General features: G+C 60.1%; 12 protein-coding genes. 3 read left to right on the forward strand and 9 right to left on the reverse strand.

What is annotated here, in order from left to right; translation table 11 throughout:
• The first annotated feature begins 32 nt into the window (after nucleotides 1-32).
• Nucleotides 33-1,271, forward strand: coding sequence for an NAD(P)-binding domain-containing protein (locus ACE03M_RS10850; RefSeq protein ID WP_485933952.1), 1,239 nt, complete (start codon nucleotides 33-35; stop codon nucleotides 1,269-1,271).
• Here ACE03M_RS10850 and ACE03M_RS10855 read toward each other — a convergent pair.
• The gene (locus ACE03M_RS10855; RefSeq protein ID WP_485933953.1) at nucleotides 1,241-1,837 is read right to left on the reverse strand and encodes a hypothetical protein; all 597 of its coding nucleotides are present in this window, start codon (nucleotides 1,835-1,837) and stop codon (nucleotides 1,241-1,243) included. The two genes, ACE03M_RS10850 and ACE03M_RS10855, sit on opposite strands and share 31 nt — an antisense overlap.
• 186 nt (nucleotides 1,838-2,023) lie before the next feature.
• On the opposite strand from ACE03M_RS10855, the gene ACE03M_RS10860 reads away from it, so the two are divergent.
• Nucleotides 2,024-2,740: a PIG-L deacetylase family protein gene (locus tag ACE03M_RS10860; protein WP_143921346.1), complete on the forward strand. Its 717-nt coding sequence runs from the start codon at nucleotides 2,024-2,026 to the stop codon at nucleotides 2,738-2,740.
• Between the two features lie 38 nt (nucleotides 2,741-2,778).
• Here ACE03M_RS10860 and tpx read toward each other — a convergent pair whose 3' ends face one another.
• The 7 genes from tpx to ACE03M_RS10895 all read right to left on the reverse strand — a co-directional run bounded on the left by tpx (nucleotide 2,779) and on the right by ACE03M_RS10895 (nucleotide 8,821).
• A complete protein-coding gene (gene tpx / locus ACE03M_RS10865; RefSeq protein WP_143921345.1) occupies nucleotides 2,779-3,279 on the reverse strand; it encodes a thiol peroxidase in 501 nt (166 codons plus the stop codon).
• 79 nt (nucleotides 3,280-3,358) lie between these two features.
• Complete coding sequence (locus ACE03M_RS10870; protein WP_485933954.1) at nucleotides 3,359-5,563, reverse strand: bifunctional metallophosphatase/5'-nucleotidase; 2,205 nt, start codon at nucleotides 5,561-5,563, stop codon at nucleotides 3,359-3,361.
• A 100-nt stretch (nucleotides 5,564-5,663) separates the two neighbouring features.
• Nucleotides 5,664-6,635 carry a DUF368 domain-containing protein gene (locus tag ACE03M_RS10875; RefSeq protein ID WP_485933955.1) on the reverse strand — a complete coding sequence of 324 codons (972 nt, stop codon included), beginning with the start codon at nucleotides 6,633-6,635 and terminating at the stop codon, nucleotides 5,664-5,666.
• 70 nt (nucleotides 6,636-6,705) lie between these two features.
• Entirely contained in the window at nucleotides 6,706-7,224 is a 519-nt protein-coding gene (locus ACE03M_RS10880; RefSeq protein WP_260847992.1) for a DinB family protein, read from the reverse strand.
• A gap of 2 nt (nucleotides 7,225-7,226) precedes the next feature.
• Nucleotides 7,227-7,613 carry a VOC family protein gene (locus ACE03M_RS10885; RefSeq protein ID WP_143921341.1) on the reverse strand — a complete coding sequence of 129 codons (387 nt, stop codon included), beginning with the start codon at nucleotides 7,611-7,613 and terminating at the stop codon, nucleotides 7,227-7,229.
• A 92-nt stretch (nucleotides 7,614-7,705) separates the two neighbouring features.
• Nucleotides 7,706-8,539, reverse strand: a complete 834-nt coding sequence (locus tag ACE03M_RS10890) for a thioesterase family protein (protein WP_485933956.1) — start codon at nucleotides 8,537-8,539, stop codon at nucleotides 7,706-7,708.
• Between the two features lie 36 nt (nucleotides 8,540-8,575).
• Nucleotides 8,576-8,821, reverse strand: coding sequence for a hypothetical protein (locus ACE03M_RS10895; RefSeq protein WP_260847991.1), 246 nt, complete (start codon nucleotides 8,819-8,821; stop codon nucleotides 8,576-8,578).
• An 18-nt stretch (nucleotides 8,822-8,839) separates the two neighbouring features.
• Between ACE03M_RS10895 and ACE03M_RS10900 the strand changes: the two genes are divergently transcribed.
• Nucleotides 8,840-9,163, forward strand: a complete 324-nt coding sequence (locus ACE03M_RS10900; RefSeq protein WP_143921339.1) for a hypothetical protein — start codon at nucleotides 8,840-8,842, stop codon at nucleotides 9,161-9,163.
• A 38-nt stretch (nucleotides 9,164-9,201) separates the two neighbouring features.
• Here ACE03M_RS10900 and ACE03M_RS10905 read toward each other — a convergent pair whose 3' ends face one another.
• On the reverse strand, nucleotides 9,202-11,463 hold the full coding sequence (locus tag ACE03M_RS10905) for an LPXTG cell wall anchor domain-containing protein (RefSeq protein ID WP_485933957.1): 2,262 nt from the start codon (nucleotides 11,461-11,463) through the stop codon (nucleotides 9,202-9,204).
• Between the last annotated feature and the right edge of the window lie 224 nt (nucleotides 11,464-11,687).

Below are 11,687 nucleotides of genomic sequence, written 5' to 3' on the forward strand. Positions count from 1 at the left end.
CAAGAACGGCAGGAACCTGAAACAATGGCCACATGGTGTGCCGTATTTCGGAGTTGCTGGTCGACTCCCATTGGCCGATCGTCATCATCGGCGCAGGTCAGGCTGGCCTTTCGGCTGCCCACTATCTCTGGCGCGACGGACTGGTGCCCGGCAAGGACTTCATCGTCCTCGACGCCGGAGCCGGCCCTGGCGGCGCGTGGCGTGAACGGTGGGATTCCCTGACACTGGGGGCGACGAACCATGTGGCGGACCTCCCGGGGTTCCCACTGGGCACACCGGATCCCTCAATACCCGCCTCGGCGGTGGTCTCCGACTATTACTCGCGTTTCGAACGCGAGCTTGAACTCTGCGTCGTCCGACCCGCTGAAGTGGTCACCGTGAAGTCACCCACCCCCGGTTCCGGGCCTCTGGAGATCACCTCGAAGATCGACGGTGAACGTGTTCATCTCACGAGCCGGTATCTGATCAATGCGACCGGCACGTGGACGCATCCCTATGTTCCGTTCGTCCCCGGCATCGCCGAGTTCGAAGGTCGCCAACTTCACACCGCAAACTTCCGCGACGTCGAAGACTTCCGGGGCTTGAGGACTTTGGTCGTCGGCGGTGGCATCTCGGCAACACAGTTCCTGCTCGAACTCGCGAAAGTCACCGATACGCTGTGGGCCACGCGTCGGCCTCCGAACTTCACCTCACGCGAGTTCGACGGCAACTGGGGCCTCGAAGTCGAACGTGCCGTGCGCTCCCGGACCTTGGCCGGTTTAGCCCCGGCCAGTGTCGTGCGCACCACGGGCCTGCCGATACGAAAGGATTTCCAATACGGCGTCGAATCTGGGGTCCTCGTCTCACGCGGAATGTTTGATGCGGTCCTGCCTCACGGTGTCCACTTCCCCGGGCGAGCAACCGAGGTACAAACGACCTCGGAAGGCCTCGGGCCTTCTGCAAGCGATCACTTGGCGATGCCTGAGTCATGGCAGCCCTTCGAACATGAACGTGCCGAAGAGATCGATGTCATCTTCTGGAACACCGGGTTTCGGGCCGCTCTCAACCATTTGGCGCCGCTGCGCCTGCGCACACCAGATGGAGGAATCTCCATGGAAACCGAAGTCTCGGTCAAGAACGACCGACGAATCTTCCTCGTCGGATACGGCTCGGCCAGTTCAACGGTCGGTGCCACCCGTGCGGGACGGATCGCGGCCAGAGAGCTGCTCAAACGCCGCCAAGGAGCACTGCGCACACGTTCTTATGAGAGTGCTGGCGATTCCAGGACCTGATCGGCGAAGCTGACGGTCGGCAACATCTGCGCGAAGAGCGCGGCGGTGGCTTGGTCACTTGACACCGTGACCATCTCGACGGTGACCTTGTACAGTCGACCGTTGTCCGAGATCCCGGCAATGGCTCCATAGAGCACGGACTCGGTTTCGTCGATGGCCCGGATCTCCTGGCGGGCGAGCAGCCCGTGGACGGTCCAGTACGCGCCACCGGCCACAGTCCCGGAGTTCTCTTCCATAATGCTTGATCGCGATTCCCCGAAGGTCTGTTCCTGTGCTGTATCGATGATGCTCTGTGCCGTTTCGTCGTCGGCTTCATAGCAGTTGACGGTGATGATGGCGCCGTTGTCGCGGCTGTAGAGCTGATAACTGTCGTAGGCAAGGTCGCCGTTCCATTCGCTGTCCATGGCCATCTGCACCTTGACCGGGCATTCGGGCCCCAAATCGACCGTCACCTGATCCATTCCCGCAGGAATTGCAGGGCTAGCGGATTCCGGGGGCGTCTCTTCTTCGGATCCATCGTCGATGCCGACGCTGACCGGTCGCGAATCACCCTCGTCGGTACTCACACGAAGGGCTGAGCACCCGGAGAGGGCCAGGCCCAGCACCATCACACTTGCCAGGAGGAGACTCCGATACATGGGCCCGCTTTCGAATGGTGGAGCGTCGCTGTTTCGACAGCGCCACTCATATCGTACCCATCGCAACCCCCGGCTGCTCTGGCACAAGTGTCGCGCGGGGCTTAGCCTTGGACTATGACCGAGCTTCCGATCTTCGATGACGATGATGTCAATCGCCTCCTGTGCATAGTTGCCCACCCCGATGACATGGAATATGGTGCCTCCGCGGCTGTGGCCAAGTGGACCGACCAGGGAAAGTCCGTGTCCTATCTGCTTCTGACTCGCGGTGAAGCCGGAATCCGTGAAATGTCCCCTGAGAAGGTTATTACCCTACGAGAAGGTGAGCAGCGACAGGCGTGCACGATCGTCGGAGTGGTGGATCTTGAGATCCTCGACTTCCCAGACGGTCTTCTCGAGCCCAGCATCGAGCTCCGGCATGCGATCGCGAAGAAGATCCGCCAATTCAAACCTGATGCCGTGATGGTGACCAACTGGGAACTCAAGATGCCGTGGGGCCTGAACCATGTCGACCATCGGGCGGCCGGCATCGCCACGATCGATGCCATCCGTGATGCCGACAATCCGTGGGTCTTCACCGACCTCAAGGATGATGGACTCGAAGTGTGGAAGGCCGACAAGCTGTTGGTCAACGGGGCTGATCCCACCCATGCTGTGGTCCTCGACGAGGAACACGTCGACCGGGCCGTACGCTCTTTGGAGGCTCATGCCGTCTATCTCGAGGCCTTGCCCGACCATCCAATGCCCTCAGACATGATCCCCGAAATCACCTCGGAAGCCGGAACACGGGCAGGCGTGAAATACGCGCTGCCCGTGCAGGTATTCGACATGTAGCACCCGGCACACCGAACCGGTGACCGGATCCGACACGTTCAGGCGCTGAGTGCGGCGACCGCCGAGTCGTAATCCGGTTCTGTGCCGATCTCGTCGACCAGCTGCTTATGGATGACGGTTCCCTTTTCGTCGAGGACGACGACTGAGCGGGCCAACAGTCCGGCCAGGGGGCCGTCGACCATGGTCACGCCGAATTCCTTGCCGAAGGCGCTGCGGAATCCTGATGCGGCGACGACGTTCTCAATGCCTTCGCTGCCGCAGAAGCGCGCCTGTGCGAAGGGCAGGTCATTGGACACACACAGCACTGTGGTGTTCTCCAGGCTCGCGGCGAGTTCGTTGAACTTGCGCACCGAGGCCGCACAGACACCGGTATCCACGCTCGGGAAGATGTTGAGTACAACGCGCTTGCCCGTAGTGTCGGCAGAGTTGAATTCGCCGAGGTCGTTGCCCACGAGGCTGAATGCCGGTGCCTGTGTGCCCTTCTCCGGGAGCTCGCCTACAGTCTTAACCGGTGTGCCCTGGAATGCTGTTTTCGCCATGTTTCTCGCTCGCTTTCTATCGTGATCACTGCTGTCGGTTCCCACCCTACGTGAGTTCACCGACACGAGAATCGCCCTTTCAGATCCGACGACGGCGGGCGAACCAGACCAATCCCGCTCCGAGTCCAATGATGGCTGCCGCAATCCCGATCGACGCCCCCAGTTCCGCGCCCGTGCGTGGCAGATCGCCGCCGGCATTCGCATTCCCGCTGCTGTCGGATGAATCGGATCCATTGGCATTGTCCATGCCGCTGTCAGAATCCGATCCGTTCGCCGAGGTGGTCCCATCGTCGGCATCGACCGTGCCGTCAGCGTCGACTGTGGAATTCGCACCGTCGTTGGCGGCAGCGTCTTCGTCGTCGTTGGCACTGTCCGGGCCGTCTGCTCCATCGGCGTTGCCGCCGTCGGAGGTCCCGTCCGCTTCTGCCTGTGAATCAGCTTCGGTTTCTGCCGCGGCCTCGGATGACGCCTCGTCATCGTCGCCTGGGTCCTGCGTGGTCGTGACAACCTGCCAGTTCTCATCGTAGAAGTCCGTGGGATCGACAACCTCGTTGTCTTTGACCCAGTCGATGAGACTCTGACGGACCTCGACCTGTTCGTTGTAGACCTCTTTCAGGTCGCCGACCGGGTAGTCGCCCCCTCCGGACTGGCGGTAATTGTTGATCGCGAGGATGAAGGTGTCATCATCGTCGACCGTATTTCCCTCTTTGTCGGTGAGGTTCTCGATGCGTTCGCCGACCGGTTTGGACACGTTGATGTCGTAGTCGATGCCCGAGAGCGCGTCGTAGTTATAGTCAGGAATCGGGCGATCGAGGGCCTCGTCGATGGCGTTGGTTCCATTGATCGGGTCGAAGTCGGCGCCTTCTTCTGTCTGTTTGAAGTAGCGGGCGGAGTACTCGAGGTATTCGCGCAGCTGTGAACCGTTTATTTCGACTCCGCCGAGGGTGTTGTCGAAGACGTAGAGTCCGGCGACGTCGCGGATGGTGATGTCTCCGGCAGGGAATTCGGCTGTGCGGCTGAATGGTGAAGCCTGCGAGATGACGGGCACGTCTTTGTATTCGGTGTCTGCCAACGCGGTCTCCACCGTCTCGGACTGCACCTTTGAGATGAAGTCGAGGATCGCAGTGTCCTCATAGTAAGAGGTCTCTGCGCTCATGGTCTCGGTCACTGAGCCGATCTTCGTGTTGACGTAGGCGACGGTCTTCTTATGCTGGGAATCGATGAGATCGTTGATCTCCGGATCCTCAGCGACATCACCCTGCGTGGCAAGTGGTGTGGCTTCGGGTTCGGTACTCCCCCAGTCGATCCCCATGTCTTCGAGATTGATGGGCAGGTCCACCTCGGAAACGGACCGCGCCCAGTAGTTGGGCTGAGTGATGAGCGCCTTCGTCCCGTCCTCGCGTGACACGACCTGGCTCGGCTCATCCTGGTGAGTGTGTCCGGCGACGAGCACATCGACTCCGGGGACCTTCGCGACAGAGATGCTGACGTTCTCCTGCAGCTTCGAGGGGTCCCAAGTCTGGCCTTCTGGGTCCTTGCCGGAGTGTGAGAGTACGACGACGATGTCTGCCCCTGCGTCCTTCATCTCCGGGACGTACTTCTTCGCAGTCTCGACGGGGTCATCGAAGTGGACCTTGCCGGAGAGTTTGTTCTTATCCCAGATCCGACTGCCTGGGGTCGTCACACCCAGCACACCGATGGTGATCTCCTGACCGGCGACGTTCTTCTCCACGAGCGTGTAGGGATCGAGGTGGGGCTGGTCGTCGTCGTCATTGATGACGTTCGCGCCCAGGACGGGGAAGTTGACCTGCTCCTTGTATTTGGCGAGCAGGTCAAGTCCGTAGTTGAACTCGTGGTTGCCCGCGACCTGTGCGTCATAGCCGACATGGTTATAGGTTTTAGCCATCGGGTGCGTCTCACCGGTTTCGGTGATGCGTTCCTGCTGCGCGTAGTAATACGTCAACGGGGTGCCCTGGATCGTGTCACCGTTGTCGACGAGGAGCACCGAGTCCTCGCCCTTGGCCTCTTTGACACCCTTGATCAGGGTGGAGGCACGCGACATGCCGAGTTCTTCCCCGTCGGGGTAGGGAGCATTGGCGAAGTAGTCCCAGTTGAGGACGTGACCGTGGACATCGGTCGTCGCCAGTAGGGTGAGTTCGCCCGTGGCCGCTGCCTGTTCCTCATCCGGAGGCCCGCTGCCCAGCCCCGTCGCCGAGGCCGCTGCTGGGCCTGCAACGATGAGTGTCAGTGCCAAAGTGGACGAGGCCAAGCTTCGCAAGCGCATAAGTCTCCAGATGTAGTTGTGGTTCAGATCTCCCACTCTAATCCGAATCCCGGCGACCCTGAGCAAATCCTGAGCGAAATCTGCACAAACTATGTTGTCTCTACTGTTCGACGAGGTTGTCCTTGGCAGTCCTTGACTCGAACATCGACTCGATGACGATGAGGACAACCACGATTGCCGCACCGATGACGGCGAGAATGATCGGGGCACCGATCGGGTCGAAGGGCGCGAGCAGACCTCCGGCTTCTGCATCGGATTGCCACGGCCACAAGGCTCTCAAAGAGCCGAGCATCAGGCCAGCCATCGCGACCAGAGTCCACCAGCGGTGATTGTGCAGCAAATAGCGCAGGATGTTGACGAACAGTGCCAGGCCGAGGATCGCGCCGAGTCCGAATACAGCGATGTAGGCGAGGTCGCGATCGTTGACTGCGCGCAGCGTGGTGGCGTAGAGGCCGACTGCGAGGAGGAAGAACGATCCGGATACGCCGGGGACGACCAGAGCGCAGATGGCGATTGAGGCGACAAAGAAGACCGCAATGAGTGGAGGGTTCTCGACGTCGGATCCACCGGCCAGTCCGGTCATCCAGAAGGCGAGAGCTGCAGCGGCGAGAAAGACGAGGATACCCAACAGCAGAGGTTGCCCGCTGCGCGCCGGCAGCATCCGCAATGGGACGGAGATGCTGGCCGCGACGAGTCCGAAGAACAGGCCCCTGGCAAGTTCTGGGTTGGCTGTGACAAAGCCTTCCATCACTCCAGCGATGCTGAGGACTGCTGTCGCCATGCCTAGGAGGACCGGGATCACGAGGAACCAGTCTGTGCGGCGCAGTTCTGCGACGGCGCCGCTCCAACGGTCAGGGCCGGTGATCACAGTCTTCGCCGCCCTGACCACATGGGCAGCCGAGTCGATGAGCTGGTCGTAGACTCCGGTCACGAGTGCAATCGTTCCGCCGGAGACCCCAGGGACGAGCTCGGCAGAGCCGATCAGGAAACCGCGGAGCAGATCGAGGGGAATCAGAGCTTTGGAACGGGTGGTCTTCACGGAAGCGGCCGCCTCGGAGCTGGAGTTAGTCATAGTTCCTTCAGCCTACGAGACTCACACTCTCCGGTGCCAACAATAGGCTCTATGTCACCGTCGTGGCGTCCTAGTCGCCGGTGGCTCCATCGATGCTTTCGCGGATGAGATCGGCGTGGCCTACGTGTCGAGCGTATTCCTCGATCATATGGATGAGCACCCACCGCACGTTGAATCGATCTCCAGAGGACCGCTCGTGTGCCACGAAGGTATCCAAGTCATCGATGCCGGCGAGGATCTCCCGCGACTGTTCACAGGCCTTGGCATGCAGCCTCAGCAGGTAGTCGGGCGTGTCCTCGGCTGCGCTCTCGAAGTCCCAGTCAGGATCGGCTTTCCAGTCAATGCTCGCCCACGGTTCAGACAGTTCCTGGTCCAGGATATCCTCGACGAACCATTGTTCTTCGACCAAGCTGAGGTGCTTGATGATGCCGCCCAGGGTCAGCGGCGATGCACCGACATGACGGTTGAGGTCAGCCGAGGCCAGTCCTTCGACCTTTCTACGCAGCACCGCACGATAGTAGTCGAGGAACTCTTCCAACCCCTGACGCTCGTTCGGCGCTGCGGTCGGGTCTGTTGGTGACGGGCTCATGGTCATATTTCACCTTCTTCATTCGGTGCCTTCCGCCCGATGTCGAAGACATTTCCTTCGGGGTCTTTCAGCGTGGTCCATTCGATGCCGAACTCGGCAAATGAGGCAACCTTCTCGGCCCCCAATGCCACCGCGCGGTCGACATCGGCGGGATAGTTCGGGTCATCGAGATCGATGTGCAGGGGGTTCTTTCCCTCGCCGCGTTCCTTGACCTTGAGAAAGAGCATGCCGGGAGTCGTCGATTCGCCACTGTGGACGCCGCCGATGCTGGCGACGAATTCGTTCGCGCCGTCATCGAGTTCGGCGTTGAGAAGTTCGGCCCAGAACACCGACTGGGCCTCGACGTCTTTGCAGTCGAAGGTGATGCTCAGCGAGGACAGTGACGCCATGGCTGGTGGTCCTTTCATAATGATGTCTATTTGACCTCACACTCTAGACGCAGGCTCTGACTCGGCGCGGGACTCCCGACATACTTCAGCTCTCAACCTCGCGGCTGTCGTGCCAGTTGCCGGGACTGTGCGACCAATCGGCCAGCGGAGTCCCAGAGCTCACAATCCTCTTCGAACATGCCGCCGGCGATATTGCGCGTGTACAGCTTCGCTCTGATCCAGCCTGGTGCTGGAACGGCACGCAGATGGGCCGTGAGCTCCATGGTCGGAGCCCAGTTGAAGCGGCCCAGATCGAACATCACCGGTGGGAACGCATCAAGGAATGCCAATAGCGCCAGTGAGTCTGGTTCGGCTCCGTCAGCCAAGCGGATCCAACCCTGGAGCAGACCGCGGCCACTGGGTCGACCAGCTGCGAAGCCGGCGGTCTCTGGATCGAGTCTCATATCGTAGCGTTTGACTAAAGGAGTTGACTTGATGAAGTCTCCGGGCGCCTCGGCGACGCTGATGCACTGATCCGGGTCCGGCAGCTCTGGCGGGCTAGCTGTGGTCGCGACGTCGTCGGGCAGAGCAGCGAGGTTGCCCATCGTCGCCAGGGCGGTGATCGTCGGTGCGTCATTCTGGGACAGATCGACGGCGAAGGTGGCACTGGATCGGCCCTCGCGGATGAGTCGCGTCGCGATGTCGGCTCGGCCACCCTGGCTCGGGCCCAGGTAATAGGTCGAGAGCACCAATGAGTCAGGAGCCTTCGGGCTGTTGTTCCGCAGTGCCTGCGCGACGATGCTGAGGAGATATCCTCCGTTGACCGCGCCGGCGACACTCCACTCTCCGTCGAGCTCAGCGCTGAAGCTGGTGTCCGACTCGCGTTTGACTGCAATGGCGGAGGCGAACTCGCCCAGGGGAGATTCACCCGGATTCTTTTGACTCATGTGACACACATTACCAAGGACTGAACAATCGTCCGGTCAGTGCCGTTTGTTGACCTGTCGTTCATTGCCGCGGCGGTAGTTCCCGGTGACACGCGCAAGCAGCTGCTGGTCGGACTCGTCGCTGGCACCAAGCTTGGGTATCAATGCAGACGCCTTCTTGCCGCCAAGCTCCATCACGGTTCGACCGTTGCGCGCAATGATGAGCATGCCCGATTTCGTGATCCGGTAGTCGAATGGGTCATCATCGAGGCTCAACGCTCCCACTCCCCCGTCATCGTGCATCCGGTCAGCCTGGTAACCATGAGCATAACCTTGTCACGCCTCGATCCCAACGGTGCCGATCGTTCCGGACTCATCGATTGCTTCACCAACAATGATTTTCCCTCCCACGTTCGCCCGCTGCCATGGACTGCTGCCGGGGTCGAAGAGCGCATTGATTCGAGTACTCTTCGCAGTGATGACTACGACACTTTCTGGCTCCACCATGAACAGTTGGGCAACCTCGGCATAGTGCGGCTCGACGACAATACTCGCGATGACAATATCGCTATGCGTAACCTTTACACCGTAGTTCTGAGCATGGAAAGAGTGCCCCTGATCGGAAGACCAGGGGCACTCTTATGAACTCTCAGACGATCATTGGCTGATCGAGTGAGCTATGTTCAGTTCTTCTTGTTCCGACGCATAGTCAGAACGACTGCAGCTCCACCAACAACGAGGAGTCCGGCACCGGCAGCGAGGCCGGTCAGTTCAGCACCGGTGCGAGGCAGATCGGATCCACCGTCTCCACCGTCACCGTCGTCGCTTCCGCCGCCGTTGCCGTCTTCGTCGGCAACAACGCTGAACGAGCCGGCAAGTGCCTTCTCATCATCCGTGTCATTTGCTCCGGTCACCTGCACGTCGTACTTGCCCAGGTAGGCCGAAGGATCGGATGCGTTGGTTCCGTAGATCGAGAAGGCGGCGACGCCGTCCTCGTTCGCGGTCTCGTCGAGAGTGATGCCCTCAACGTTCTCTGGACCGGCAACGACCTCGAGAGAGACGTTTTCGCCCTCTTCGAAGCCCTCGACCGTGATCTGCACGCCCTTGTCCTTCTTCACGAAGTCAGAGGCAGCAACTTCCTTAGGCTCGATGGAGATCTTGCGCTCGGCCGGAGCCTCGCCGTCCTTCGATCCGTCGGAATCAGCGTTGGATTCTGCATTCTTAGCGTCTGCAGCTGCACCAGCGTCTGCTTCCGCGCCATCGGCGGCAGAGTCAGCGTTAGCGTCGTCGCCTTCAGCGGCAGAGTCAGCGTCTGCGTTGTCAGCATCGGCGGCAGCGGCATCTGCTTCGTCTGCAGCTTCTTCCACGGTGACGGTGAACTCGGTTGGATCCGAAGTTCCTGCGTCAGTGGTGGCGGTAGCGGTGTAGGCGTACGTACCGGCCTCTGAAGGAGCTTCTGCCGTGAAATTGCCCTCGGCATCAGCTGTGACGGTAACCGAATCCTGTGCTTCGGCCTGAGCCTTGACAGCGGACTGTTCACCGGTGGCAGAAGCTGGCTTCCAGTCCAGCTTGACCTTGGCATTGGCCTCAGTCGTACCCGTGATCTGTCCACCTTCTTCGACGGTCTGATCTCCAACCTTCGGGGCTTCAGGAGTGTCCGAGCCATCGGCGTCGGCGTTTGCGTCGTCACCTTCGGCACCTGCGTCAGCGTCGTCACCTTCGGCACCTGCGTCAGCGTCGGCATCCTTCGCGTCGGCACCTGCGTCAGCGTCAGCATCCTTCGCATCGGCACCTGCGTCAGCGTCAGCATCCTTCGCGTCAGCACCAGCGTCTGCGTTCGCATCGTCGTCGCCTGGAGGCTCTTCGTTCGGATCAGTCAGCTGGAAGTCAACGCCAGAGGTCTCAAGCGAGTAGTCGAGGTCGGCAACCCAGCTCATGTCGTAGATCACACCGCCCTGCTCAACATCTCCACCACCGGAAATGACGCCCACGGCAGTGTCACCCTGGAACACTCCACCACCGGAGTCACCGCTTGCAGAGAATGGGGCGCCTTTGGAAGCCTTGACACCGAATCCGTGAACAAAGCGGCCACCGATATTCATGAACTCGTACTGTTCATTCAGATCGGTCCACACTGGACCTTCTGTCAGGCCAGTGGTGCGACCGGCCTTTTGAACGTTGCCCTCTGTGTGGGCACCGACCTTTGCGATGTCAGTTTCGAGCCCAGCGCCAAGATCTTCGGAGGCGGCAGTCGACCAATCGGTGACGCCATTCTTGACGTTGTACTTAGACGCATCGACGTTGATCACAGCGAAGTCGATGTCGTCTGCCTTCGGCTGCTGAGTCTCATCTGTGACGAGATCGCCACCGAATTTGTGATATCCCCACTTACCGAGAACGCCCTGTCCGGAACGGACAAATCCGTCACCGCCGGTGCCTGCCGCAGGAGCCGTCGAAGGCTGTTCGGTTTCATCGACAATGGAGTCACCCGAAAACTCGCCGGACTCCTCGATGATTTTTGCACAGTGTCCAGCGGTCAGAACGATCGGGTTCCCGTCGCCGTCCCAGCCAGAGAACCCTGTCGAACATGCTCCAGCACCGGTACCGGCCTGCGCCAAATAGCCTGCTCCGCCGACGATGTCGTTGGCGGCGTATGGCTTGAGTTCCTTGATGCCCTCCGTGACTACGACATTGTCGTACTCTTCCTCGAGCGCCTTAATTGCATCGGTCTTTTCTGCAACACCAATGTTGAGCTTGCCACCCTTGGCGCCGTAAGCATTGACGCCTTCTACATCGGCCAGCGCTTTCTGCACATGCGCGTCGTTCTGCACATCCAGTTTCTGCGGGCCGTCGGCCAGCGCAGGGGACGCGACGAACGCACTGCCGAGACCGAGCGCCGCTGCGGCGGTCAGTGCCAGCGAACTCTGCACGAATTTCTTCTGCATACGTTTCCGTTTCTCTTATCAGGAGCTTGCAATATCACAGCTTGATGACCTTGGTCACGATAAGGTTACGACCTGCATACAGCGACTACCAAGAAAGTAGACCACAAACTGTGAACTAAATGAACGAAACAACAGATGTTGCTGAAATGGTTTGCTGAGTCACTGAGCGGCTCGTTCTTCCCAGAAATTCCTCGGTTTGGTCACAGACACAAGAGCGCCCCCCC

It is taken from the genome of Brevibacterium sp. AGC70, assembly GCF_057334195.1.

Bases quoted from the DNA above. Each gene is read 5' to 3' on its own strand.
- ACE03M_RS10890 (WP_485933956.1), bottom strand. From the start codon at position 8,539: ATGAGTCAAAAGAATCCGGGTGAATCTCCCCTGGGCGAGTTCGCCTCC.
- ACE03M_RS10900 (WP_143921339.1), top strand. From the start codon at position 8,840: ATGAGCATAACCTTGTCACGCCTCGATCCCAACGGTGCCGATCGTTCC.
- ACE03M_RS10850 (WP_485933952.1), top strand. From the start codon at position 33: ATGGTGTGCCGTATTTCGGAGTTGCTGGTCGACTCCCATTGGCCGATC.
- ACE03M_RS10885 (WP_143921341.1), bottom strand. From the start codon at position 7,613: ATGGCGTCACTGTCCTCGCTGAGCATCACCTTCGACTGCAAAGACGTC.
- ACE03M_RS10895 (WP_260847991.1), bottom strand. From the start codon at position 8,821: ATGCACGATGACGGGGGAGTGGGAGCGTTGAGCCTCGATGATGACCCA.
- ACE03M_RS10905 (WP_485933957.1), bottom strand. From the start codon at position 11,463: ATGCAGAAGAAATTCGTGCAGAGTTCGCTGGCACTGACCGCCGCAGCG.
- ACE03M_RS10880 (WP_260847992.1), bottom strand. From the start codon at position 7,224: ATGAGCCCGTCACCAACAGACCCGACCGCAGCGCCGAACGAGCGTCAG.
- ACE03M_RS10875 (WP_485933955.1), bottom strand. From the start codon at position 6,635: ATGACTAACTCCAGCTCCGAGGCGGCCGCTTCCGTGAAGACCACCCGT.
- tpx (WP_143921345.1), bottom strand. From the start codon at position 3,279: ATGGCGAAAACAGCATTCCAGGGCACACCGGTTAAGACTGTAGGCGAG.
- ACE03M_RS10860 (WP_143921346.1), top strand. From the start codon at position 2,024: ATGACCGAGCTTCCGATCTTCGATGACGATGATGTCAATCGCCTCCTG.
- ACE03M_RS10870 (WP_485933954.1), bottom strand. From the start codon at position 5,563: ATGCGCTTGCGAAGCTTGGCCTCGTCCACTTTGGCACTGACACTCATC.